This is a genomic window from Microaerobacter geothermalis, from assembly GCF_021608135.1.
GTDB lineage: Bacteria > Bacillota > Bacilli > DSM-22679 > DSM-22679 > Microaerobacter > Microaerobacter geothermalis.
Genome location: NZ_JAKIHL010000018.1, coordinates 1 through 23,603 on the forward strand (window position 1 = coordinate 1; position 23,603 = coordinate 23,603).

Genomic DNA, 23,603 nt, shown 5'->3' on the forward strand with positions numbered 1-23,603 from the left:
TTGGGGAGATCGCGTTCAGTGGGAAAATACCGGCTTAAAAATCTGAAAATGATGCAGTTTTTCCCTTAGACATTGAGGAGATATTGTGGCGGCAGCCCACGGAAAAAAGCACATCGCAAAAAGCTCTTGTAGAGTAAATCTTGATATCTTTTTATCAGTGTGCTAACATAGAGTCAGAAAGATTAAGAGCCCTGGGATGCACGTGATGGACCGAGAGTTTATAACCAACACCATCACATAGGGAGTTCGGAGTCTTGACAGGGATTAGATGCCGTGCAGGAGCGGAACTATGAACTGGCGAGCAGAACACCCACCTGCTACGAGGCAGGTTTATAACTTAGGGAACACGACATGTTGGGGCTCTTAAATGATAACGCTTGCACTACCGACCTTTTGGGTCGGTTTTTTGTTCGTAAAAGAGCGGGAAAAAATTGACAATCGGTAAATAGTTTCGGTATTGTAGAATGGACGAAAGGGGGCTAGAAAAAATGAAGCAATATATCAAGAATAAAAAGGGTTTAATGATACATCTCATTGAAAACATCTTCGGTTCAAAGGAGCTTTTTATACTCTGTCATGGATTCACTGGAAGCGTTGAAAGTCATGTTATTTTGAAAATACGGGAATTATTATCCGAGTTAAAGCTAGACAATGTTTCTATTGATTTCACCAATAACATAAATGATTCGGGAGGTGACTTCTCCTTACATACCATTTCCGGGGAAATAGAAGATCTGCAAACGGTTTATGACAAATATCAGGCCCTTTACGAAAAAATATATTTAGTTGGCCATAGCATGGGTTGTTTTGTTACTACCCGTTTTGCCATCGGGCGTCCGCTAGATGGGTTAATTCTCGTTGCACCTCCTTATTCAATGAAAGAAACCATACAAAGGGCAGCAATGGCTCAGAATGAAAATCTTGATGAAGCTTTGGCTAAATGGAAGGAAAAGGGTTATACAATGATTTACAAGGAAAGCTTGCAGAAATCTTTCCCATTAAACTATTCTTTTTATGAAGATTTAACTCAATGGGAAGATATGGATCTTGCTAGTTATTATCAGAAGCTGGAATGCCCGGCTTTTGTTGTACTGTCATCGGACGACCTGGTTGTACCTCCTTGGCAGTCAAAAAAATTATTTTATTCTTTGGGTTCAAAGGAAAAAATATTGGTTGAAATCGCCGGGGCAACCCATTCCTTTGATAATGGTACAGACGGGAAATTAACGGAGGCCATAAGAGAATACTTGTCCGCCAAAATTTAGAGATAGAACTAAACGCTCGTGACTCTTCGGGTCACAAATTGATATGAAAATGTATTATTTTCATATCAATTTGCTAAGTGTAGCTTTAGATTCGTATTTAGCCAAGACCTATGAATGGAAATAAGCTAGATAACACTTGAACAACAGGGAGGAAATATATGCTACATCAATTTTCCCGCACTGAGTTAGCCATTGGACCGGAAGGTCTGGAAGCATTAAAAAAATCAACGGTTGCTGTTCTGGGGATTGGGGGAGTGGGTTCTTTTACTGTAGAAGCCCTGGCAAGAACTGCTGTAGGAAAACTTATTTTAATCGATAAAGACGTTGTTGATATCACCAATATTAATCGGCAAATCCATGCTAATTTAAACACTATTGGGCAGTCTAAAGCCGAGCTAATGAAAGAAAGAGTTAAAGCGATTAACCCGGAGTGTGATGTCATCACGATGAATATGTTTTACACCCCTGAGACAGCTTATCAGCTTTTTGGCCATTTTCTTGATTATGTGGCAGATGCCTCCGATACCATTTCGGGAAAAATCCATCTGATAAAGGAATGCTACTCAAGGAAGATCCCCATTATTTCCAGTATGGGAGCAGCCAATAAGACGGATCCTACTAAATTTAAAGTAGCGGATATATCGGAAACATCTTATGATCCTATTGCAAAGGTGATCAGACAAAAGCTAAGAAAGGATTATGGTATCCGAAAAGGGGTTAAGGTGGTATACTCCAAGGAAATACCTGTTAAGCAGCGTGAAGATGTGCTACAAAAAGTGGTTACCAATCCGGATTCACCGATTCGCAAAGCAAAAATGCCCCCTTCCAGCAATGCATTTGTTCCATCTGTGGCAGGATTGATCATGGCCTCGGTGATTATCAATGATTTGCTGGTCAAGGCGGGGATAGAAATTCCAAGGGTTAACCACTGAAAGGGAAGGATCATCTAAAGAAAATTTATATGATCATCGGTCACAATTTGATATGAAAATGTTTTTTCATATCAAATTTATTGTGTTTGGAGAATAGATTGTTAATATTTTGAGAAAATAAGGGGGTTAAGGAGGGATTGGTTGATGTTTTTAACACGTAGAGGATTTGTTAAGTGGCTGACTGCATCCATTCTAACCTTTCTCCTATACCCTTGGATCGGGGAATTTAATACCACTAAAGTATCTGCATTACCTTCTAATCCTTATACCGATCATCTTAGAAAGGGGATGGTTTGTCTAGGTGAGTTCAATCCAACTAAAGGGGAAAGATGGATGATTCAGTCAAATTGGCAACATGAAATTTACTAAAAAAATTCAGGCCTCTTTATGGTGGGGAGAGCGCCATTAAAGCCCATTGTCAAAAATGGAACTGGTTAAATCTTTTTATATAGAAGATACGAATATACAGTTATCATGATTACGCTGATCATGAGAGGAGTAAATAGAAGAATTGCTTTTACGGCCGGATCAAAGAATATGCCTGACAGGCCGATAATCCCTGTTAAAACAAATAATTTTCCGCCCAGCCGATGGGTTTTTTGCCAAACGGATTCATTTGCCAGGGTCCATGGAGTACGGATTCCAATAAAATAATTGTGGCGAAACCTTCCCATGTAGTTTCCTATAATGATAAATAAGAAGGATACGGCAATAGGAACGAACAGTGAGGCGTCCAGTGAAGCCTCTCCCCTCCCCACCCTTACTCCGTTCAAGACGGTGAAAAGCTGAAGAAAAATTAAAAGGACATGAATGGACCATCTCACAATGGTATAGCTGCCGATGAAAAGAGAATAATTATTTTTGCTCGGATCAATCTTGGGTAATAACAGAAATAGAAAAAACATCCCTAAATTAATTCCGGGAATCAAAAACAACAGAGTGTCTTTTGATAAATAATCATCAACCTCTCCACTTAAATTCCAATGGGAGGGAATTTGATCAGGCAATTGTTTGTACAGGAGAAAACCGGGAAGAAAACTGACTATAATCAACACAAACAGGACGAAATTACTCCCCTTAAAAATCTTCATAACTTTTTCTTCCTTTCTTTTGGATCTTTAAATTGAAGGAACCAGGCAACCAATTCCTGAAATACGGTGGTATTTAATGAATAGTAAATAAATTGCCCTTTTCTTTGATCAATTACGATATTGGCCTGTTTCAGTAAATTAAGATGATGAGATATACTTGGCTTTGTCATTTCAAAATGTTCCGCAATATCTCCTGCCGTCATATTCCTTTCCTTCAAGAGCTGGATAATTTGTCGCCGCGTTGGATCTGAAAGGGCCTTGAAGGTGTCATTCATTTGCATCACTCGCTTCATAATTTAGAGATTTAGATAAACTTCTAAATAAAATATATGCCAGATGCAAGCTCAAAGTCAATAAAGGCGTTTGCTTAATTTTACTCGTTAATTCCATTTCTCTTGGTGTAAAATATGTAATGAGAAAGAAAAGGAGGGGTTCCCTTGAAACTAGGAGTGGATATTGATGGCACAATCAAAAAAACGCAACAGGCGGCCATTCAGGTTTTTAATGAAGAATTGGGAAAAAATTTGACGGAGGAAGATATAGACAGTTTCTACTTGGACGAACCTTATGGATTAACCCAAAAAGAGGGAAAAAGGCTTTGGAGAAAATTGGAGCATCGAATCTATTCCCTTGGAGTTCCCATCGAGCAGGCGGCTGAAACGTTATCCCAATTGGTAAAGGATGGTCATGAAGTTTATTTTATTACAGCAAGGCCAGGAATGAAGCATATTCGAGAGGTAACCGTCAACTGGTTGAAAAAGCACGGATTTCCCTACAACGGTGATAACCTTTACATGAATTCCCAGGATAAGGCAAAGGTTGCACAGGAATTAGGAATTGATCTTTTTTTTGAGGATGCCCCTGATCATTTAGATCGACTTATTCATGCTAAAATTCCAACGGTTGTGGTGGATGCCGTGTATAACAGAGAATATACCGATATACCCCGTTTAACCCATTGGCAGGATGCCTATGGAATTATTTCTGATTTGCAGGACTAGCTTGATAAGTGGAACTAAAGATTTATACGTCCGCTAGTCGAGTTCGAGCAAAGAAGTGATTAAAGTTCGCTTCATAGCTAAAAAACGGAGCCCTCTAAAACATCTGGGGATTTCGTTTATGGAGTCAGTTTTCCCACCTTTACACTAGGAATTTAAAAACGTATAATGAACGGGAAAAGGTGGTAAGAAAATGGATTTATTCACATATTCTGAGGAACAGCAACGAGAAGCAAAAGGACCTTTGGCTGCCCGAATGAGACCCAGCAGCTTGGATGAGTTTGTCGGACAGCAACATATTGTAGGTCCGGGGAAATTGCTTCGGAGGGCTATTGAAGCTGACCAACTATCATCTGTTATTTTCTATGGGCCCCCCGGGACAGGGAAAACGACATTGGCCAGGGTGATCGCGAACACAACGAAAAGCACTTTTACCCAATTAAATGCCGTAACGGCAGGGGTCAGTGATATCCGGCAGATTATAACTGAGGCAAAGCAACGATTGGGTATGTACCAACAAAAAACGATATTGTTTGTAGATGAAATTCACCGGTTCAATAAAGCCCAACAGGATGCCCTACTTCCCTTTGTGGAAGACGGGGTAGTTATTCTAATTGGTGCCACGACGGAGAATCCCTTTTTTGAAGTGAATCCGGCCCTCCTTTCCAGATCACAAATTTTTTCCCTTACGCTGCTCTCAGAAGAGGATTTGCGACAGGTAGCAATAAGAGCATTAAATGATAGGGAAAAGGGATTGGGAAACTGGCAGGTACATATGGAAGAAGATGCCCTTCTTCATCTCATTCGTTATGCCGAGGGAGATGCAAGAAGAATGTTAAATGCATTGGAATTGGCTGTGGTTACAACCCCTCCCGATTATGAAGGAACCATTCATGTCACGTTAGATGTGGCAGTGGATTCAATTCAGCGACGGGCTGTCCGCTATGATAAATCAGGTGATAACCATTATGATACCATTTCTGCATTTATTAAATCGATTCGGGGGTCTGATCCTGATGCGGCCCTTTACTGGTTAGCCAGAATGATTGATGCCGGGGAAGACCCTAAATTTATCGCCAGGAGAATGATTATAGCAGCATCCGAGGATGTTGGAAATGCGGACCCGAGGGGATTGCAGGTAGCAGTTTCAGCCTTCCAGGCCCTAGATATCATTGGAATGCCGGAAGGAAGGATTCCATTGGCACAGGCGGTAACCTATCTTGCCTGTGCTCCGAAAAGCAATGCAGCCTATAACGGAATCAATCAAGCCTTGCGCTACATAAACGAGAAAGGCCATGGCGAGGTTCCATCCCATTTGAAGGATGCATCTTATAAGGGTGCCAAGAAATTGGGGCATGGAGTTGGATATTTGTATCCCCATGATTATCCGGGCGGTTATGTCAATCAATCCTACTTTCCGGATGGTGTGCATCAACAATTTTACCACCCGGTTAACCGAGGTTATGAGAAACAAATAGGATTATATCTCAATTGGATTCAAGAGCAAAAGAAAAAGGAAAAACTGGAATAGGGGGAGAAACTTTTTATGAAAGTTTCGACGAAAGGAAGATATGGATTAACCTTAATGATCGATTTGGCCAGCCATTTTGGAGAAGGACCCATTTCTTTAAAAAGCATTGCCCAGCGGAATGATTTGTCTGAGCATTATTTAGAACAACTGATCGCACCACTTAGAAATGCCGGGCTGGTGAAGAGCATGAGGGGGGCATATGGCGGGTACATTTTATCAAGGCCACCTGAAGAAATAACTGCCGGAGATGTGATTCGCGTGCTGGAAGGCCCTATTTCTCCGGTGGAATTTATTGACGAAGAAGAACCTGCCAAAAGGGAGCTGTGGATCAGAATCCGCGACAGCATTACAGAAGTATTGGATTCGACTACTCTGGCCGATTTGGCATCCCATGGTGATAAGGGAGATAATTATATGTTTTACATTTAATCTAGGATCTAGTGAAAAGTGGTGAACACATATGCAGCAGATATACTTGGACCATGCCGCAACAACGCCCGTTCATCCATTGGTATATGAAGCGATGGAGCCTTTTTTTAAGAAGATATACGGAAATCCATCCAGCATTCATGGGTTCGGAAGAACAGTTCGCCTCCATATCGATGAGGCCAGGGAAAAGATTGCCCGTTCCATTCACGCTGAACCCGGACAAATTGTGTTTACCAGCGGTGGAACGGAAGCGGATAATATGGCCATTATTGGTGTAGCTTTGGCTAACCGGCAAAAAGGCAATCATATTATTACATCACAGATTGAACATCATGCCGTTCTTCATGCCTGCGAATATTTAGAAAAAATGGGATTTGAAGTAACTTATCTTCCAGTAGACTTATCAGGAAAGGTAAACTTGAAAGATGTGGCAAAGGCCATCAAAGATCAAACGATCTTAATTAGTATCATGTATGGAAACAATGAGGTGGGGACTCTACAGCCCGTTTCAGAGATTGGTCATTTGGCTCGGGAAAAGGGGATTTATGTTCATAGTGATGCCGTACAAGCCTTCGGCACGATTCCCATTGATGTAAGCACATTACCGGTTGATCTATTATCCTTCTCTGCCCACAAAATGAACGGCCCAAAAGGAATCGGTGCTTTATATATTTCCAAAAAAGTTCTTATCTTACCCCATATCTTGGGTGGTTCCCAGGAGAAAAAACGAAGGGCCGGAACGGAAAATGTTCCTGGTATTATCGGGTTTTCCAAGGCTGTAGAAATTGCCATGGGAACCATGGAAGAAAAACGGGAGAAATATATCCGGTTCCGCAAGATCATGACAGATACATTTAGTAAAGAAGAAATCGTTTATCATGTAAACGGACATTCAGAAGAGTATCTTCCTCATATTTTAAATGTCAGTTTTCCGGGAACCAAAACAGAAACCTTGTTGATGGCACTGGATATGGAAGGAATTGCTGCCGCCAGCGGATCTGCCTGCTCATCCGGTTCCTTGGAGGTTTCCCATGTACTGCGTTCCATGTGTTTAAAGGAAGAATTGACCCAATCAGCCGTCCGTTTTAGCTTTGGATATGGCTTGACAGAAGAAGATATACAGCTTGCTGCTAAAAAAACTGCCCAGATAGTAAAGAGATTAATCATGAAAAAAGGAAAAACTCCTAAATAATACCATGGTTTATCACGTATATGTTATAATAAGTTTGGATAAATGGTAGCGGAGGACGGAGGAAATGAATGAAAGTGTCAAGGGCCAAATAATCCATGAAATATTTCACAATGAGGAGAATTGGTACACCATTACTAAAGTTAAGGTTCTAGAAACCTCCACTCCCATTGAGGATAAAGAAATTGTTGTTGTTGGCACTTTTCCTTCTGTCTATCCCGAAGATGTTTTTATCTTTACCGGTTATTGGAAGGATCATCCCAGGTTTGGCCGGCAATTTCATGCGGAAAGCTATGAGAAGGATTGGCCAAAAACCAGGGAAGGAATCATCAAGTATTTATCCAGCGATTTATTTCATGGGGTAGGGAAAAAGACGGCGGAAAAAATCGTTGACCACTTGGGGGAAAATGCTTTAACCGTCATCGCAGAAAATCCCGATTCACTTCATGAGATTCCCGGCATGCATCCTTCCCGTGCCAATGAGATATATCAGGTGATTATTGAGCATAAGGCCCTGGAACAGGCGATGGTTTTTCTTTATCGCTTTGGTATTGGTCCCAATCTGGCAGTCCGGATATATCAAGTATATTTGCAGGATACGTTGAGGATTCTTCAGGAGAATCCCTATCAGCTGATTGAAGACGTTCAAGGGATTGGCTTTAAAAGGGCCGATGAAATTGGACGGGGAGTAGGTATAGGAGCAGATTCTCCGCAAAGGTTAAAGGCAGCTATTTACCATTTGCTCAGTGAAGCCGCCCATGGTAGCGGTCATGTTTATCTTCCTCAAGATGTTTTGATTGAAAAATCCATTCAGCTTCTTTATGAAATTAATAATAGCTATCTTTTTGAGACATCACAGGTGGAAACTGGTCTGCTTCAATTAATTGAAGAGGGTAAAGTGGTCTTGGATGAAGAGAGGTGTTACCTACCTTCCCTTTATTATGCCGAGGTTGGTTTTGCCAGAAAGGTGTTGGATTTGTTACAAACGAAATTGGAGAGCAACCTATCAATGGCTGAGTTTTTCCAGGGTTTAGGAGAAGTGGAGGAACAGTTGGGAATCGAATTTGCTCCTACTCAAAGGGAAGCCATTGAAAAGGCAATGACCACACCGTTTATGATCTTAACCGGAGGTCCCGGTACGGGAAAAACAACGGTGATCAAAGGAATATGTCATTTGTTTTCCATTATACAGCAAATTTCCATCAACCCGGAGGACTACAGGGATCCTGAAGGAGATCCTTTCCCAATTTTGCTGGTGGCACCTACGGGAAGAGCTGCAAAACGGATGTCTGAAGCAACAGGACTTCCTGCGATGACCATCCACCGTCTTTTAGGGTGGAAAGGGGATTTTTTTGAGCGGGACGGGGATCACCCCATTGATGGAAAACTGTTAATTGTGGACGAGTCTTCCATGATGGATATGTGGTTGGCCAATCAATTATTTCGAAGTATTCCGGAGGGGATGCGGGTCATATTAGTGGGGGATGCAGACCAGCTTCCTTCCGTAGGCCCGGGGAATGTGTTGCACGACTTGATTCGTTCAGGACAGGTTCCCGTCATCCAATTAACGGATATTTATCGTCAGGCTGAAGGTTCATCCATCATTGAACTTGCCCATTACATTGGAAAAGGAGAAATTCCTCCTGATTTGGAATATCCAAAGAAAGACCGTCGTTTTTTTTCATGTACTCCATCAGAGACCGTTGAGTTAATTAAGCGGGTTTGCCAGGGAGCCATTGAGAAGGGATATGCTGTCCGAGATATTCAAGTTTTAGCTCCTATGTACAAGGGAAAAGCCGGTATTAATGAATTAAATAAAGAATTGCAGGAATTATTTAATCCCCATTCTGGGAAAAAGAGGGAAATCACATATGGAGAGACGACTTTTCGGGTGGGAGACAAAGTATTGCAATTATCCAACAATCCCGACCAGCATGTGTTTAACGGTGATATTGGAGAAGTGATGGCCGTTATTACTCCTGAGGAATCCAATGAAAAGGAACCGATGCTTGTTGTTCATTTTGACGGATTGGAAGTTATTTATGGCAGAAGTCAGCTTCATCAACTAACGTTAGCCTATTGTTGTTCGATACATAAGTCCCAGGGAAGTGAATTCCCCATCGTCGTGATTCCCGTTCTGTTAAGTTATTATCGGATGTTGAGAAGAAAATTGATTTATACAGCTGTCACCCGTGGAAAAACATATCTTATCCTGTGTGGACAAAGGGAAGCCTTGGAAAAAGCAGTGAAGGAATCTGGAGAAGAATTGAGATACTCCTTTTTGATACAACGCTTACACCAAATGCCTGATTAATTCTCCCTCTTTCCTAGAATACTAAGGATAGCGGAAGGAGGGTTTTTCCTTGCGCAAAGCCGAAGAAATCGTGGGTCTTCCGGTAATCAATCGTGAGACAGGTCAGCAACTTGGTGTTGTTCGGGATATTTATTTTGACGAAAAATGGACGATCCGGGGAGTAGCGATGGAAACAAAAACCTTCATTAGAAGGAATCGCTTTATCCCGTCTGAACAAATTGGGGCAATTGGGGAAGATTGTCTGGTTGTGGAAAATGAAGACCAGATAAAACCCATGGATTATGCCACCGGGTTTCACTCCATTTTTACCGGGAAAAAGAAGTTAAAAGGAATACCTGCGATCTTAGGAACCGGGATGGAACTGGGACTTGTGGAAGATGTTTACTTTATGGAAGAAATGGGCACAATTATAGGGTACGAATTGTCAGATGGATTGATATCTGATTTGACTGAAGGCCGGAGAGTAATAAAACGTCCCCGGCATGTGATGTTTGGGGACGATGCACTCGTGGTGGAACAAGAGAAGGATTCTTATTGATGGAGGTTCGCGGCATGGTTTTGTATTGCCCCAATTGTAAAGGAAAGGATATTGGCAAAATAGGAACTCACCAATATTATTGCTGGACCTGTTTTATTGAATTTAGCTTAGTTGGTGATGAGGTCAATGTTTTTCAGGTGGAAGAAGATGGAAGTCTTAGTTCCCTAAATGATCTCTTTGCCGATGACAATGGGAAGGTCACTTACAATCAACTGTAAGGGGGGACTTACCTTGTTAAATCGTGGTTGGTTCGGAACCATATTAACAGGTGGCGTTCTGGCTCTTATTACCGGAATAGTCGTAAAGCGCCGCAATATGAGGACGAATTTCTTCACCCGTAATTTGGGACAAATGTTACCGTTTTTGATGATGACAAGACAACGGCTGGGGAGAGTAATGGCAAAAATCGGTAGATCATAATCTTGTTGCCCTTTGAACCGGATACGGTTTAAAGGGCTTATTTTTCAGATCATTGAATGCATGAAGAGGACAAAGGATGGATAAGTAGGATGGAGAGATTTCTGAAGGAAAAATGGATCCTCTTTTTGATATATACGATTCTCATCTTAATCATTCTCTATTTTCTGATGCAGGTACAAGATATATTGATTTTTGTATGGGAATTTATTAAAAAGATGGTGGTTCCATTTTTTGCAGCTCTTATTATTTCTTATTTGTTATATCCCATTGTTGAAATGATCTATCGAAGGGGAGTCCCCCGGGCAATAGCTGTATTACTCATCTATGTCATTTTTCTTCTTCTTTTTATTGTTGTTTTATTGAATACGATTCCAGCCTTTTGGGGACAGTTTAAAGAACTGGTTTCTACCCTTCCACAGTTAGCTATTCAATATCAGAATTTTATTCATTCCTGGAGTCGAAATATTTATGCTCTTCCTGAGGGAATCCAAATGGGTTTAATTCAGGCTTTTTCCCAATTAGAGATAAAATTGGGGCAAATGGTTACTCATGTTGTGGACGGCGCTGGTAATTTTTTAGAGAAATTTTTTACCATACTCATTCTTCCGTTTCTTGTTTTTTATATTGTGAAAGATATGGGAAAGATCCAGAAAAATTTTTACTTCTTATTTCCATCAAGACATCGAAAAAAATTGGCCAGGATGCTACGGGATATAGATGACGCCCTGGGTCAGTACATAAGGGGTCAGTTGATTGTTTGTTTTTTCGTTGGCATTCTCTCCTATATTGGCTATAAATTAATAGGACTGCCATATCCTATTTTTCTTTCGTTTATCGTAGGATTAACCAACATTATTCCCTTTTTTGGTCCCATTTTGGGTGCAGCTCCTGCCATTTTTATCGGATTAACCATTTCTGTCAAAATGATGCTTTTGGTTCTTGCCGTCAATTTTATCATTCAAATGATTGAGGGGAATATCATATCTCCTCAGGTGATGGGTAAACAGCTACATATCCATCCATTAACGATTATTGCAGCTCTTCTTGTAGGCGGTGAAATGGGGGGAGTCATTGGATTAATATTAGCGGTTCCCATATTTGTGGTATCAAAGGTAATTGTCCAACACCTTTTTATCCATGTCGTGAAACGTTGACAGGAACGAAGGCTGTATATATAATATGGAACATAATGAAGATTGAAATCGATGAGGGAACGAGTACATCAACATTTTTCACCCAGAGAGGAAATCCTTGGCTGAAAGATTTCTGTAGAATGATGATGGAAGGCTACTCCCGAGTGCAGGCAAACCCTGCCGGATTAACCCGTTATCGTGATAAGCGACCAGGAAAGAAGGATAAAACAGACTAATAATATCAAAATCGACTTTTTCGCCGATATGAACCAGTCTGACCTCTTACTTCTGTCTTGGTAAGCAGGGTGGTACCGCGAAAGTAAAACTTTCGTCCCTGAGGGGGATGGAAGTTTTTTTATTTGGAAAAAATAGGTGATATGGAGGTAGGAGAAATGAAACATTTAACGTCTGCAGAAATCAGACAAAAATTTTTGGATTTTTTTGTGGAAAAGGGTCATTCCATTGAACCCAGTGCTTCCTTAATTCCAGTGGATGATCCATCTCTATTGTGGATTAATTCTGGGGTGGCCACTTTAAAAAAATATTTTGACGGTCGGTTGATCCCTGATAATCCCAGAATTTGTAATGCTCAAAAATCAATTCGCACCAATGATATTGAAAATGTGGGAAAAACCGCCAGACACCACACCTTCTTCGAAATGTTAGGCAATTTTTCCATAGGCGATTATTTTAAGGAAGAAGCAATTTTGTGGGCATGGGAATTTTTAACGGACCCCAAATGGATTGGATTTGATCCGGACAAGTTATACGTAACCATTCATCCGGAAGATGATGAAGCATTCACCATTTGGCATGAAAGGGTGGGGCTTTCGAAAGATCGGATTTATCGCTTGGAAGGAAACTTCTGGGATATTGGGGAAGGACCAAGCGGCCCCAATTCCGAGATTTTTTACGACAGGGGACCTGGCTTTGGCAATGATCCCAATGATCCCGAATTATATCCAGGGGGAGAGAATGAAAGGTATTTGGAAATTTGGAATCTGGTTTTCTCTCAATTTAATCATAATCCGGATGGCACTTATACTCCACTTCCAAAGAAAAATATTGATACCGGAATGGGATTGGAGAGAATGGCATCCATTTTGCAGAATGGAGAAACCAACTTTGATACCGATTTGTTCCTTCCCATCATTAAAGCCACATGTGAACTGGCTGGTATTGATTATCGGCAAAAGAAAGAATGGGATGTTGCTTTGAGGGTGATTGCCGACCATTCGCGAATGGTTACTTTTGCAGTAGGTGACGGTGCCCTTCCTTCCAATGAAGGAAGGGGTTATGTCATCCGCCGGTTACTTCGACGTGCATCCCGCTACGGAAAAGTGATTGGCATTGATAAACCTTTTCTCTATCAATTGGCTCCCGTTGTTGGTGAAATCATGAAGGATTACTATCCCGAAGTGTTGGGGAAAGCGGATTTTATTCAACGGGTGATCAAAAATGAAGAAGAAAGATTCCACGAAACCTTAACGGAGGGGATGGCAATTCTTGAAGAGATGATTTTAAATACCAAAAAAGAAGGCCGTAAAACCCTGTCAGGACCGGACGCTTTCAAACTATATGATACTTTCGGATTCCCTTTGGATTTAACAGAAGATTACTGTATGGAACACGGCCTTGACGTTGACCACCAAGGATTTGAAGCTGCCATGGAAGAACAGCGGATGAGAGCCAGAATGGCTAGACAGGAAGTGGACAGTATGCAGGTTCAAGGAGGAGTTCTTGGAGAAATCAAGGATAAAAGTGAGTTTGTCGGTTATGATGAACTGGTAACTATGGCTAAAGTGATTGCCATTGTTCATCAAGACCAACTGGTAGATATGATTTCCGAGGGAGAAGCCTGCCAGGTAATATTAGATCGGACGCCCTTCTACGCCGAGAGCGGAGGACAGGTTGCAGACAAAGGTTATTTGACTTCGGGCAGGACCCAGGTCCAGGTTGAGGATGTCCAAAAGGGTCCAAACGGACAGCATATTCATCAAGTGGTGATCAAAGAAGGAACCTTGAAAAAAGGGGATACCGTGGAGGCGGTCGTCAGACGGGATTCACGCACCGATATCATTAAAAACCATACGGCCACACATTTACTTCATCAGGCACTTAAAGACGTTCTGGGTGATCATGTAAATCAGGCCGGATCTCTTGTTGCCCCTGACCGTCTGCGCTTTGACTTTACCCATTTTGGTGGAATGACGGAAGATGAAATACAAAAGATTGAGTCCATCATCAATGAACAGATTTGGAGAAACTTAAATGTAGAAGCGATGTTCAAAACCTTGGATGAAGCAAAGACCATGGGAGCCATGGCACTGTTTGGCGAAAAGTATGGTGAAATTGTTCGTGTCATTAAGGTAGGGGATTACAGTTTGGAATTATGTGGTGGATGTCATGTGAGGAACACTGCGGAAATCGGTTTGTTTAAAATTCTCTCGGAAACGGGAATTGGGGCAGGAATCAGAAGGATTGAAGCAGTAACAGGAAGACAAGCCTTTCATTACTTGAATCAACAGGTGGAAACTTTAAAGGAAATTGCGGATAAAGTTAAAGCGAATCTTCCTGATGTATCCAAGCGTGTTTCCGGCCTTTTGGAGCAAATGAAAGAACTCCAGAGGGAAAACGAATCCCTAAAGGGTAAGTTAAGCCATATGGAAGCATCCTCCCTTCTTGAACAAATCCAGGAGGAGAATGGGGTTAAATTTATAGCCGCCAAGGTGGCGGCCGCCGACATGGATAACCTGCGAAACATGGTGGATGATTTGAAATCGAAACTTCCCAGTGGGGTTATTGTCCTTTCATCCATTCAAGGGAATAGAGTAAATATTGTGACCGGAGTTTCGCCAGACTTGGTGAAACAAGGATATCATGCTGGAAAACTGGTGAAGGAAGTCGCTGCCTGCTGCGGAGGCGGTGGAGGTGGACGTCCGGATATGGCCCAGGCTGGAGGAAAAAATCCAAATAAATTGGATGAAGCTCTTGATATGGTAAGGGAATTTATTAGGGAAAAAAGAGGAATTTCTAATTAAAAAGAGAAGTAAGTTAGGAAAGAAAGAATCAAGGGGAGTGAGGTGTGAAAGGATGAGTTCTATGGATAAAACCGTGAAATTTAACGTGAAGGGCGAATGGGTGGATACTTCTCCCAAAGAGGTTTTGTTTCAAGTGTATCAGGCTTTGGAGGAAAAAGGATACAATCCGATTAATCAAATCGTTGGGTATTTATTATCTGGAGATCCTGCGTATATTCCCAGACATAACAATGCTCGTACCTTGATTCGGAGATTGGAAAGGGATGAACTCATCGAAGAACTGGTCAAGTCCTATCTGGCCCAGCACCGCAGCTGAATCCTTGATTGATTGAATGCATATAGGAAGGTGAATCTGTGCGTCTTTTAGGATTGGATATTGGGGATAAAACCATTGGAGTAGCGGTAAGTGATGAATTGGGGTGGACGGCCCAGGGAATTGAAGTGATCCGCAGGAAGTCGGAAAAGGAGGATCTTCTTCATTTGCAACAAATCATTGACTCCTACCATGTTTCACAAATTGTGGTGGGACTACCAAAAAATATGAACGGAACGATTGGGCCCCGCGGGGAATTATGTATGCAGTTTGCTGACAAACTAAAAGAAACCACGTCGCTTCCCGTTCATCTTTGGGATGAAAGATTAACCACGATGGCTGCGGAACGAACCCTTATTTCTGCAGATGTCAGCCGAAAGAAAAGGAAACAAGTAATTGATAAAATGGCAGCGGTACTTATTTTACAAAGTTATCTGAATGCCAGAAGGGGGAATTGAAAATGTCCGAACAACCCATTGATGTGGGTGAAGTGATTACTTTAACGGATGAGCAGTCAGGAGATGAAAGGGATTTTCAGGTATATTATCAATTTGATATGGAGGGAAGATCCTATTTGGTTCTTGTTCCCCAAGATCAAGTGGATAATAACGAGGAAGAATATGAAGTCCATATTTTCCGTTATGATGGTTCTGATGTTCTGGAAGCCATCGAGGACGAAGAGGAATGGAATATGGTCAGCGAAACTTTTAATACTCTAATGGAAGAAGTACAGGAAGGGTATTAAGTGCCAATTGTTCGCCCGATGGCTAACCGCCACTAAGTCTCTCGCTTCTTGATTAGAGAAGTGGAACTAAAGAATTTACACGTCCGCAAGTCGAGTTCGGCGAAGAAGTTTTTAAAGTCCGCTTCGAGGCTAAAGAACGCAAATCTTTAGTTCCTCTCATATAGAGGTAGTGGCGCTATGCCCTTGGATAAGTTCAACTAAACTTCAGATGTCATAGTAATAAGGATGGGGTCGTATCTCCATCTTTTTTTCTTGTCTGCAGATTGTGTATAATGGACAGGATGAGAGGAGGAGGAGTATGGCTGAAGAGAAATCCTCACCTATAAAAAGGGGTCTATCCTTTATCTTTGTATTGGTGGTTATCATTGTGATTGGACTAGGCGGGGGAGCTTACTATGTTTACAACAATTTGCAGCCAGTTGACAGAGGGGAACCTATTCTTGTAACGATTCCCAAAGGAGCTGCTTCTTCAGATATAGGACAAATCCTATATAATCATGGATTGATTCGAAATGCTCTTGTTTTTAAATATTACATTAGAATGAAGGGCGTGGATAATCAACTACAAGCTGGACAATATCAATTTACCCCTGGAGAGTCGATGGATGATCTAATTAGAAAATTGAAGAATGGAGACATCTATGTGGAAACCATCACCTTTACGATTCCTGAGGGATTAAAGGTGGATGAGATTGCCGATTTATTGGCAAACAAGGGACTTGTGAACCGGGAGAAGTTTTTGGAATTGGTGAATACGGGTTCCTTTGATTATGAATTTATCAATAATATTCCAAAGAATAAAAACAGAAAATACCGTTTGGAAGGATATCTTTTCCCTGAGACCTATGAGTTGGAAAAAGGAGCTACGGAATACGACATCATCAACCGGATGCTGGCCCAGTTTGAAAAGGAATTTAAACCTGAATGGCTAGAAGAACTTAAAAAACGGAAGATAACCCTTGACGAGGCTGTTACCTTGTCTTCCATTGTGGAACGGGAAGTGAAAGTAGATAAAGAAAGGGAACGTGTCGCTGGGCTATTTTTTAACCGCTTAGAAATTGGCATGGCCCTTCAGTCTGATGCAACGGTACAATATGCACTGGGAAAACAAAAAGAAATTGTAACCTATGCGGATTTAGAAATTGATAGTTTGTACAATACGTATAAGTATCCTGGTTTGCCCCCGGGCCCCATTTCCTCTCCCGGCAGGAATTCATTAAAGGCAGTCGTTTATCCCGAAAAAAACGATTTCTTATACTTTGTCACCAAAAAAGATGGTAGCGGTGAACATTATTTTGCCAAAACCTTTGCCGAGCATCGCAAAAATATTGCAAAGAGTAAAGAGGAACAATAAATATATGGACGGAACTAAAGATTTACACGTCCGCAAGTTGAGTTCGGCATAGGAAACTTACTTCAGTTGGAGTTTATACTCTATCTGAAGTTTAGTTGAACTTGTCCAGGGGCTTACCGCCACTTATCTCCTTAAGAAGAAGGAACCTTAGTGGCGGTTAGCTACAGGGCGAAGAAGTTATTAAAGTCCGCTTTGAAGCTAAAGAACGGAGCCCTCAAAAACATCTGGGCATTTCGAAGATGGAGTCAGTTTGCAGGCTAACTTCCGTTCTTCAGCCCCTCCGCTAAGCACGAACTCAAATGCTGTCCTTAGCAAATTCTTTAGTTCCATTTCTACGGATGCTAAAAATTTTGAGACAGGTGTGTTTTTACTATGGAAGCAGGAAATGAAATCATTTATCATTATCTAAAGCAATTGATTCCTACAAGGGATGCTCTGTTAAGCCAAATGGAAGAGGAATCAGAGAAAAAAAATATTCCGATTATCCAGTTGCCCAGTATTCAATTGATTTCGGTTCTCCTTCAATGGAAAGCTCCCAAACATATCTTGGAAGTTGGAACTGCTGAAGGTTACTCCACCATTTGGATGGCCAGAAGTGCCCCTGCTGCCCAGATTACTACCATAGAGTTAAATGAAGAACGGGCCAGGGTAGCGATTGACAATTTTAAAGCCGCTCAGTTGGATGACCGTATCCATCTGATCATTGGAGATGCCACAGAGGGAATTAACCCTGAGGAATTGTTGGGAAAGCCCCCCATAGATTTTTTGTTTATTGATGCAGCTAAGGGGCAATACCAACGTTTTTTTGATCATTTTTTTCCGTGGGTTGAAGAGGGAGGCCTTATTGTTAGTGACAACGTCCTGTTACGAGGATTGGTAGCCAAGGAAAGGGTAAGGCACAAAATTCGAACCATGGTCACCAATATGAAAGGATATAATGATATGTTGGCCCGTCATCCCCAGTTATCAACTGCTTTTGTCCCTTTGGGTGATGGATTAGCGTTAAGTGTGAAACGAGGTGGAGAAGATGGCTTTAAAAAAGCCTGAATTATTAACAACAGCAAGGAATATTGATGAATTGATAAAAGTGATTGAGGCAGGTGCCGATGCAGTAAATATCGGTCATGAAAGATATGGATTAAGGTTACCGGGGAATTTTTCCCTTAATGATATTGAACAGGCTGTACCATTGGCTCATGATAAAGGAGCAAAGGTGTATGTCTCAGTAAACAATCTGATGCACCATGAAATTTTGGCAGAGCTTCCCCAATACATTTCATCCCTTGATCAAGTGGGGGTTGACGCTATTGTGTTTGGAGATCCTGCCGTTTTAGTAACGGCAGCGGAAGTTGCTCCCCATCTTTCCCTTCACTGGAATACGGAGACCACTTCCACCAATTATGAAACCGTTAACTATTGGGCACAAAAGGGAGCCAGCAGGGCGATCCTGGCCAGAGAATTATCCCTTGAGGCGGTGCTGGAGATTAAAAAGCGAGTAAATATAGAAATCCAGGCCCAGATTCATGGTATGACATGTATCTTCCATTCCAAAAGGGAATTGGTATCCAATTACATGAGATATCAAGGAAAGGAAGCGGGTGATATCCCTTCAAAAGGACGAAATCTTTTTCTGAAAGAAGCAAAAAGAAGTGATGAAAGGTATCCTGTTTTTGAGGATAGCAGCGGTACTCATATTATGAGCATGGATGATATCTGCATGCTGGAGCATCTTCCTGCCTTTATAGATGGAGGAATTGATTCCTTAAAAATTGAGGGAATTTTAAAACCAATGGATGATCATGTTCAAATCGTTGGTATTTATAGGCAGGCCATCGATCGATATGTGGAAGACTCTGAAGGTTATCAAATAGATGATCGTTGGATGCAAGTCATACGGGAACTTCAACCAGAAAACAGACCTTTAAGTACTGGATTTTATTTCAAGGATTTAATTTATTGATAGAAATGGACGAACTCGAAGGCGGGCCTTAGTAAATTCTTTAGTTCCGGTCAAATGGTATAAATTAATGAATGGAGAGATAAGTGATGTTAAAAACGAAAATAAAGAAACCTGAACTATTGGCACCGGCTGGTAATTTGGAAAAATTGGAGTTTGCCATTCGCTATGGTGCCGATGCTGTATATATTGGGGGCCAACAATTTGGATTAAGAGCAAAAGCAGGTAATTTTACCTTTGATGATATGAGAAAAGGGGTTCAATTTGCCCATAAACGGGGGGCTAAGGTTTTTGTAGCCGCAAATATTATTGCTCATAATGAGGATCTTAATGGGTTGGAAGAATATTTAAAAAACCTGGAAGATATCGGGATTGACGCAATTATCGTGGCAGATCCTGCCATTATTGCCACAGCAAAAAGGGTAACGCCTGATATGGAGATTCATTTAAGTACTCAGGCTTCCACCACCAATTGGCAAGCGGTGAAATTCTGGAAGGATGAAGGGGTTGCAAGAGTCGTATTGGCTAGAGAAGTATCCATGGAGGAAATTCGCGAGATTAAAAGACATGTCGATGTGGAAATTGAAGCCTTTATTCATGGAGCCATGTGTATTTCCTACTCCGGCCGTTGCGTATTATCCAATCATATGACGGCAAGGGATGCCAATCGTGGAGGCTGTGCCCAGTCTTGTCGGTGGAAGTATGATCTGTTCGAGGAGTTGCCGGAAGAGGAGATCCCATCACAGGATACGACTAAAGAGATTCCCCTTTTCACTGAAGGGGAGGAACAGTATACCATGAGTTCAAAGGATCTGTGTATGATTGAGAATATTCCCGACATGATCGAGGCTGGGGTGGACAGCTTAAAGATTGAAGGCCGGATGAAAAGTGTTCACTATGTAGCGACGGTGGTTAACGCCTATCGGCACGCCATAGATGCCTACTGCGAAGATCCTGAAAAATATCAGTTGAAGCAGGAATGGCTGAATGAAATATTAAAAGCAGCCCATCGACCTCTTACTTCTGCGTTTTATTATGGGAATCCCACCCATGAGGATCAGATTTTCGGGACGGGGCCCCGAATGAAAAAATATGATTTTGCCGCTTTGGTGTTGGGTTATGATCCGGATACGGGAATTGCTACCATACAACAGCGAAATCACTTTCAAATTGGCCAGGAAGTTGAATTTTTTGGGCCGAATACCCATTTTGAGCAAACCATCGATTCCATGTGGGATGAAGAAGGGAACGAATTGGAAGTGGCCCGTCATCCACTTCAGGTGGTGAAAGTAAAAGTAAAGCAACCAGTTGCATCTTACGATATGATGAGGAAAGAGAATACTTGATAAATGAATACATCATCCCTTTGAAAGGTAACACTGATAATAAAGTGACTTTCAGGGGATGATTTTTTGTTTCATCTGCGCTTTAAACAAAGAACGTTTCGGCTCTTAATGGGTATATTCTTTTCTTGGTTGTTGCTTTGGGGACGCCTATTCTGGATACAGATCGCATCTGAAGAACATTTTGGTCCCCACGATGTGGATCTCACCTTTCATGCCGTTCAGCAAAGGAAGGTTGGAGCAGTCTTTGATTCTGGACGGGGGGACATTACTGACAGAAATGGAGTTCCGCTGACCGGAGAGATTAAACATGTGATTTACCTGTTTCCAAAAATAGAAGATGAGAATAAACAGGATAGGGACTTAAATCTTCGAATAAAAGTCTTTGAGAAATTAACGGGCACTTCCTATGGTTCGATTTCTAAAATGATTGATAAGGCTGTCTCTCCAATTCCATTAACCAAAGAGGATGGATCCCTTTTTACGATAAACGACAAAGTCAAGAGTGAGATCAACAAGCTGCATATCCCCGGAATTGTTTCGATATCTGTGATTGACAGATATCAGTTCAACGGAATGGCCAGACACCTAATCGGATATATCGGACAAAATCCGGAATTGGTAAAAAGAAAATATGGTGCAGAAATCATCCAAGGGTGGATTACCCCTGATACTCCCGTTGGTGTAGCCGGATTGGAATATTCCTTTCAACCTTTCCTGAAGGGAATGGGTTCCTCTTCCTTATCCTATTTTGTCGATGGGCAAGGGAGGCCGCTTTTTGGTTTGGATGGAGGAATCAAAAAATCCTCCAATCCATTTTATCCTCTTTCCGTTGTTACAACCATTGATTCTGTCATTCAACGTGTTGTGGAAAAGGAAATGGATAGATTGGGAATCACGGATGGAGCCGCTGTCATTCTGGATGCTTCAACAAGGGAAGTATTAGCTATGGCCAGCCGTCCCAATTTTAACCCCAATCAAGTGGATCCCAAAAGCGATACTTGGCAGAATAAGGGGATAAAACAAACATCACCAGGTTCCGTGTTTAAAATTGTGGTTGCTGCCGCTGCCTTAGATACGGGAACCTTTTCATTAAACGATCGGTTTTTCTGTAACGGAAGTTACGGGAAATATAATTTCACCTGCTGGAAGAAGGAGGGCCATGGATGGCTCACACTTGCAGAGGCCTTTGCCCAGTCATGCAACGTTACCTTTGCCCAGGTGGCCTACCGCCTTGGAGGAAAAACCATTGAAGAGTACGCTGAGAAGCTTGGGGTAACCACTCCTGTCGGTTGGGAGGATGCAGATTTCTTTCATAAGGGGGAATTTACCCAATTGGCAGGTGAAGAAGCCGGGCAAATTTTTGCGGATTCCACCCCGAAGGATGATGAAGGGGTTTTGATCCAAACGGCCATTGGTCAACGGGACGTTCAGATAACTCCCCTGCAGGCAGCCAACATGGTGGCTTCCATATTAGACAGAGGAAGAAAAGAGGAAGTGAGAGTGGTGAAAGAAATCCGTTATCAAAATGGGGTTTCTTTTTACACCTTTTCTGGGAAAAAAATAAAAGGCGAATCTATTACTCCCTACACCGCTTATCAGTTGCAAAAAATGATGCAGCTGGTGGTGGAAGAAGGAACTGCTACCTCATTAAAAAACAGCCTGATTTCAGTAGCTGGAAAAACGGGTACTGCCCAGGTGTTTATTCGTAATCGGGAAAGAAATAACCAATGGTTCGTCGGATACGGTCCAACTGAAAAACCCAAATATGTCATGGCTGTGGTCGCCAAAAACAGAAATCCCCAAAGTTCCAATGCCGCAGTTCATCTATTCCACCGGATCATGGATGAAATCGCCCGTTAGATTTAAAACCCACATCCAACTTCTGTCATGAAGGGGAATGTGGGTCTTTTCTGATAGCTGCTAGAGGTGTTTAGTACTCTTTTTTTGATTTTCTCCTTGGTTGGGGAGCTCCGGCAGGAGGATAAAAATAATTTAATTCTTCATCAAAGGTAATGTAATCTAGATTCACCATCAACAGCAGATAACGGGTTCCTGTTTTTGGGTCACTAATAATGATGTGGTCCCTTCCTGCTGCTTCAAGTACTCCTTTGAACACTTTGGCATTCCATTGGGAATTGTTTTCAAAGGTCATATAAATGGTGGCCATTTTCCCAAGATTTAAGCGCAGGATATTCTCAATATAGGACTCTTCCATAGGTAACTGTCCAGGGATTGTTGGAGCAACTGGTGGAGTGGGTATGACCGCACCTGATGGCGGTATTGGAGGGGGCACTTGAACAGGGACTTGACCAGTAAAAGGATAACCTGGATATGGAAACGGGTATGGATATCCATAATATGGGAATTGCCTATTTACTTTTGAAAAAGGGCTTTGATTCACAATTTCGGACCTCCTTTAGTTCATATTCCAGCAGCAAAGACTAAAAGGTACCATAAACATTGGGACAATTGGCCGAAGTAGGCGCAAAGAAACAGTGGGATTTGTAACGTCCTGTATTGGGTTGGTTATACCAAGCGGTTGGACAAGCACCTGATGGCTTAAAAAACCATAAGGCATAGCTGGCCGGGTGGTATCGATTCCCATTAATCACCTGACGGGCTAACTCGATTTCCGATTGACGGGCCCGCTGATAAAAATAGGATTTCTGCGTGGCTTCAAATCCACCGGGGGATTGAAAAACCATTTGTCGAATCGTTCGTATTCCTCGAAAGTCTAAACAATTTGACCGTACCCGATTGACACCGACATTACCAACCATCAGCATTCCCAGCTTTCCTTCTCCTTCTGCTTCTGCCCTGATTAAACGGGCAAGGAGTTCCACATCATTTGCAGTTGCCTTTACGACAGCCATTGATTCACCTCACATCCTAGGCTATTTTCACAGTTACAATATATTTGTAAAAGGAAATTTGGTGACATTTTTTTCGAACTTTCACATGGATTTTTGGTATGATAACCATAATGGAATAATCGTATTAAATTTTA

The 23,603-nt window shown here is 41.8% G+C and carries 26 protein-coding genes and 1 other RNA gene; 23 read left to right on the forward strand and 4 right to left on the reverse strand.

All coding sequences use genetic code 11. The annotated features are described in order from the left end of the window. Positions 1–185 precede the first annotated feature (185 nt). From ssrS to L1765_RS08380, 4 genes are all read left to right on the forward strand, one after another. Positions 186–365, forward strand: a non-coding RNA gene (gene ssrS / locus L1765_RS08365) — 6S RNA. Between the two features lie 123 nt (positions 366–488). Then, positions 489–1,265, forward strand: a complete 777-nt coding sequence (locus tag L1765_RS08370; RefSeq protein ID WP_236406285.1) for an alpha/beta hydrolase — start codon at positions 489–491, stop codon at positions 1,263–1,265. 158 nt (positions 1,266–1,423) lie between these two features. After that, positions 1,424–2,197 (forward strand): tRNA threonylcarbamoyladenosine dehydratase, encoded by a 774-nt coding sequence (locus L1765_RS08375; protein ID WP_236406286.1) that lies wholly within the window; start codon positions 1,424–1,426, stop codon positions 2,195–2,197. A gap of 144 nt (positions 2,198–2,341) precedes the next feature. Beyond that, the gene (locus L1765_RS08380; protein WP_236406287.1) at positions 2,342–2,566 is read left to right on the forward strand and encodes a hypothetical protein; all 225 of its coding nucleotides are present in this window, start codon (positions 2,342–2,344) and stop codon (positions 2,564–2,566) included. A gap of 65 nt (positions 2,567–2,631) precedes the next feature. Here L1765_RS08380 and L1765_RS08385 read toward each other — a convergent pair whose 3' ends face one another. Both L1765_RS08385 and L1765_RS08390 read right to left on the reverse strand, forming a co-directional pair. Beyond that, a complete protein-coding gene (locus L1765_RS08385; RefSeq protein ID WP_236406288.1) occupies positions 2,632–3,288 on the reverse strand; it encodes an SdpI family protein in 657 nt (218 codons plus the stop codon). Continuing rightward, complete coding sequence (locus tag L1765_RS08390) at positions 3,285–3,563, reverse strand: autorepressor SdpR family transcription factor (RefSeq protein ID WP_236406346.1); 279 nt, start codon at positions 3,561–3,563, stop codon at positions 3,285–3,287. Before L1765_RS08390 ends, L1765_RS08385 begins: the two co-directional genes overlap by 4 nt. 162 nt (positions 3,564–3,725) lie before the next feature. Here L1765_RS08390 and L1765_RS08395 point away from each other — a divergent pair, with 162 nt between their 5' ends. The 19 genes from L1765_RS08395 to L1765_RS08480 all read left to right on the forward strand — a co-directional run bounded on the left by L1765_RS08395 (position 3,726) and on the right by L1765_RS08480 (position 22,456). Continuing rightward, positions 3,726–4,289 carry a 5' nucleotidase, NT5C type gene (locus tag L1765_RS08395; RefSeq protein WP_236406289.1) on the forward strand — a complete coding sequence of 188 codons (564 nt, stop codon included), beginning with the start codon at positions 3,726–3,728 and terminating at the stop codon, positions 4,287–4,289. A 190-nt stretch (positions 4,290–4,479) separates the two neighbouring features. Then, positions 4,480–5,817, forward strand: coding sequence for an AAA family ATPase (locus L1765_RS08400; RefSeq protein WP_236406291.1), 1,338 nt, complete (start codon positions 4,480–4,482; stop codon positions 5,815–5,817). A 15-nt stretch (positions 5,818–5,832) separates the two neighbouring features. After that, complete coding sequence (gene cymR, locus L1765_RS08405; protein ID WP_236406293.1) at positions 5,833–6,246, forward strand: cysteine metabolism transcriptional regulator CymR; 414 nt, start codon at positions 5,833–5,835, stop codon at positions 6,244–6,246. Between the two features lie 31 nt (positions 6,247–6,277). Beyond that, positions 6,278–7,438 carry a cysteine desulfurase family protein gene (locus L1765_RS08410; protein ID WP_236406295.1) on the forward strand — a complete coding sequence of 387 codons (1,161 nt, stop codon included), beginning with the start codon at positions 6,278–6,280 and terminating at the stop codon, positions 7,436–7,438. A 64-nt stretch (positions 7,439–7,502) separates the two neighbouring features. After that, positions 7,503–9,749, forward strand: a complete 2,247-nt coding sequence (gene recD2, locus L1765_RS08415) for an SF1B family DNA helicase RecD2 (RefSeq protein ID WP_236406296.1) — start codon at positions 7,503–7,505, stop codon at positions 9,747–9,749. A 49-nt stretch (positions 9,750–9,798) separates the two neighbouring features. Beyond that, the gene (locus L1765_RS08420) at positions 9,799–10,287 is read left to right on the forward strand and encodes a PRC-barrel domain-containing protein (RefSeq protein WP_236406297.1); all 489 of its coding nucleotides are present in this window, start codon (positions 9,799–9,801) and stop codon (positions 10,285–10,287) included. Positions 10,288–10,301: 14 nt separating this feature from the next. Next, positions 10,302–10,505, forward strand: coding sequence for a hypothetical protein (locus L1765_RS08425; protein WP_236406299.1), 204 nt, complete (start codon positions 10,302–10,304; stop codon positions 10,503–10,505). A 13-nt stretch (positions 10,506–10,518) separates the two neighbouring features. Further along, positions 10,519–10,707, forward strand: coding sequence for a hypothetical protein (locus L1765_RS08430; protein WP_236406301.1), 189 nt, complete (start codon positions 10,519–10,521; stop codon positions 10,705–10,707). 89 nt (positions 10,708–10,796) lie between these two features. After that, positions 10,797–11,861, forward strand: coding sequence for an AI-2E family transporter (locus L1765_RS08435; RefSeq protein WP_236406303.1), 1,065 nt, complete (start codon positions 10,797–10,799; stop codon positions 11,859–11,861). A 35-nt stretch (positions 11,862–11,896) separates the two neighbouring features. Then, positions 11,897–12,076 carry a hypothetical protein gene (locus L1765_RS16260; RefSeq protein WP_456238229.1) on the forward strand — a complete coding sequence of 60 codons (180 nt, stop codon included), beginning with the start codon at positions 11,897–11,899 and terminating at the stop codon, positions 12,074–12,076. A 156-nt stretch (positions 12,077–12,232) separates the two neighbouring features. After that, on the forward strand, positions 12,233–14,881 hold the full coding sequence (alaS, locus tag L1765_RS08440; protein ID WP_236406305.1) for an alanine--tRNA ligase: 2,649 nt from the start codon (positions 12,233–12,235) through the stop codon (positions 14,879–14,881). A 52-nt stretch (positions 14,882–14,933) separates the two neighbouring features. After that, entirely contained in the window at positions 14,934–15,197 is a 264-nt protein-coding gene (locus L1765_RS08445) for an IreB family regulatory phosphoprotein (protein ID WP_236406306.1), read from the forward strand. 38 nt (positions 15,198–15,235) lie between these two features. Next, positions 15,236–15,652 carry a Holliday junction resolvase RuvX gene (gene ruvX, locus L1765_RS08450; protein ID WP_236406308.1) on the forward strand — a complete coding sequence of 139 codons (417 nt, stop codon included), beginning with the start codon at positions 15,236–15,238 and terminating at the stop codon, positions 15,650–15,652. Between the two features lie 2 nt (positions 15,653–15,654). Continuing rightward, positions 15,655–15,939, forward strand: coding sequence for a DUF1292 domain-containing protein (locus tag L1765_RS08455; RefSeq protein WP_236406310.1), 285 nt, complete (start codon positions 15,655–15,657; stop codon positions 15,937–15,939). 298 nt (positions 15,940–16,237) lie between these two features. After that, on the forward strand, positions 16,238–17,293 hold the full coding sequence (mltG, locus tag L1765_RS08460; protein ID WP_236406312.1) for an endolytic transglycosylase MltG: 1,056 nt from the start codon (positions 16,238–16,240) through the stop codon (positions 17,291–17,293). Between the two features lie 372 nt (positions 17,294–17,665). After that, on the forward strand, positions 17,666–18,340 hold the full coding sequence (locus L1765_RS08465) for an O-methyltransferase (protein WP_236406314.1): 675 nt from the start codon (positions 17,666–17,668) through the stop codon (positions 18,338–18,340). Then, positions 18,321–19,253, forward strand: a complete 933-nt coding sequence (locus L1765_RS08470; RefSeq protein WP_236406316.1) for a peptidase U32 family protein — start codon at positions 18,321–18,323, stop codon at positions 19,251–19,253. Before L1765_RS08465 ends, L1765_RS08470 begins: the two co-directional genes overlap by 20 nt. 86 nt (positions 19,254–19,339) lie before the next feature. Beyond that, entirely contained in the window at positions 19,340–20,596 is a 1,257-nt protein-coding gene (locus tag L1765_RS08475; RefSeq protein WP_236406318.1) for a peptidase U32 family protein, read from the forward strand. 66 nt (positions 20,597–20,662) lie between these two features. Then, positions 20,663–22,456, forward strand: a complete 1,794-nt coding sequence (locus L1765_RS08480; RefSeq protein ID WP_236406319.1) for a peptidoglycan D,D-transpeptidase FtsI family protein — start codon at positions 20,663–20,665, stop codon at positions 22,454–22,456. A 70-nt stretch (positions 22,457–22,526) separates the two neighbouring features. On the opposite strand, the gene gerQ is transcribed toward L1765_RS08480, so the two are convergent. Both gerQ and L1765_RS08490 read right to left on the reverse strand, forming a co-directional pair. After that, a complete protein-coding gene (gene gerQ / locus L1765_RS08485; protein WP_236406320.1) occupies positions 22,527–22,997 on the reverse strand; it encodes a spore coat protein GerQ in 471 nt (156 codons plus the stop codon). Between the two features lie 40 nt (positions 22,998–23,037). Next, positions 23,038–23,469 (reverse strand): cell wall hydrolase, encoded by a 432-nt coding sequence (locus L1765_RS08490; protein WP_236406321.1) that lies wholly within the window; start codon positions 23,467–23,469, stop codon positions 23,038–23,040. Positions 23,470–23,603: the final 134 nt, after the last annotated feature.

Coding starts and splice junctions, on each gene's coding strand:
- L1765_RS08370 (WP_236406285.1), top strand. CDS start 489: ATGAAGCAATATATCAAGAATAAAAAGGGTTTAATGATACATCTCATT.
- L1765_RS08375 (WP_236406286.1), top strand. CDS start 1,424: ATGCTACATCAATTTTCCCGCACTGAGTTAGCCATTGGACCGGAAGGT.
- L1765_RS08380 (WP_236406287.1), top strand. CDS start 2,342: ATGTTTTTAACACGTAGAGGATTTGTTAAGTGGCTGACTGCATCCATT.
- L1765_RS08385 (WP_236406288.1), bottom strand. CDS start 3,288: ATGAAGATTTTTAAGGGGAGTAATTTCGTCCTGTTTGTGTTGATTATA.
- L1765_RS08390 (WP_236406346.1), bottom strand. CDS start 3,563: ATGAATGACACCTTCAAGGCCCTTTCAGATCCAACGCGGCGACAAATT.
- L1765_RS08400 (WP_236406291.1), top strand. CDS start 4,480: ATGGATTTATTCACATATTCTGAGGAACAGCAACGAGAAGCAAAAGGA.
- cymR (WP_236406293.1), top strand. CDS start 5,833: ATGAAAGTTTCGACGAAAGGAAGATATGGATTAACCTTAATGATCGAT.
- L1765_RS08410 (WP_236406295.1), top strand. CDS start 6,278: ATGCAGCAGATATACTTGGACCATGCCGCAACAACGCCCGTTCATCCA.
- recD2 (WP_236406296.1), top strand. CDS start 7,503: ATGAATGAAAGTGTCAAGGGCCAAATAATCCATGAAATATTTCACAAT.
- L1765_RS08425 (WP_236406299.1), top strand. CDS start 10,302: ATGGTTTTGTATTGCCCCAATTGTAAAGGAAAGGATATTGGCAAAATA.
- L1765_RS08435 (WP_236406303.1), top strand. CDS start 10,797: ATGGAGAGATTTCTGAAGGAAAAATGGATCCTCTTTTTGATATATACG.
- L1765_RS16260 (WP_456238229.1), top strand. CDS start 11,897: ATGAAGATTGAAATCGATGAGGGAACGAGTACATCAACATTTTTCACC.
- alaS (WP_236406305.1), top strand. CDS start 12,233: ATGAAACATTTAACGTCTGCAGAAATCAGACAAAAATTTTTGGATTTT.
- L1765_RS08445 (WP_236406306.1), top strand. CDS start 14,934: ATGAGTTCTATGGATAAAACCGTGAAATTTAACGTGAAGGGCGAATGG.
- L1765_RS08455 (WP_236406310.1), top strand. CDS start 15,655: ATGTCCGAACAACCCATTGATGTGGGTGAAGTGATTACTTTAACGGAT.
- mltG (WP_236406312.1), top strand. CDS start 16,238: ATGGCTGAAGAGAAATCCTCACCTATAAAAAGGGGTCTATCCTTTATC.
- L1765_RS08465 (WP_236406314.1), top strand. CDS start 17,666: ATGGAAGCAGGAAATGAAATCATTTATCATTATCTAAAGCAATTGATT.
- L1765_RS08470 (WP_236406316.1), top strand. CDS start 18,321: ATGGCTTTAAAAAAGCCTGAATTATTAACAACAGCAAGGAATATTGAT.
- L1765_RS08475 (WP_236406318.1), top strand. CDS start 19,340: ATGTTAAAAACGAAAATAAAGAAACCTGAACTATTGGCACCGGCTGGT.
- L1765_RS08490 (WP_236406321.1), bottom strand. CDS start 23,469: ATGGCTGTCGTAAAGGCAACTGCAAATGATGTGGAACTCCTTGCCCGT.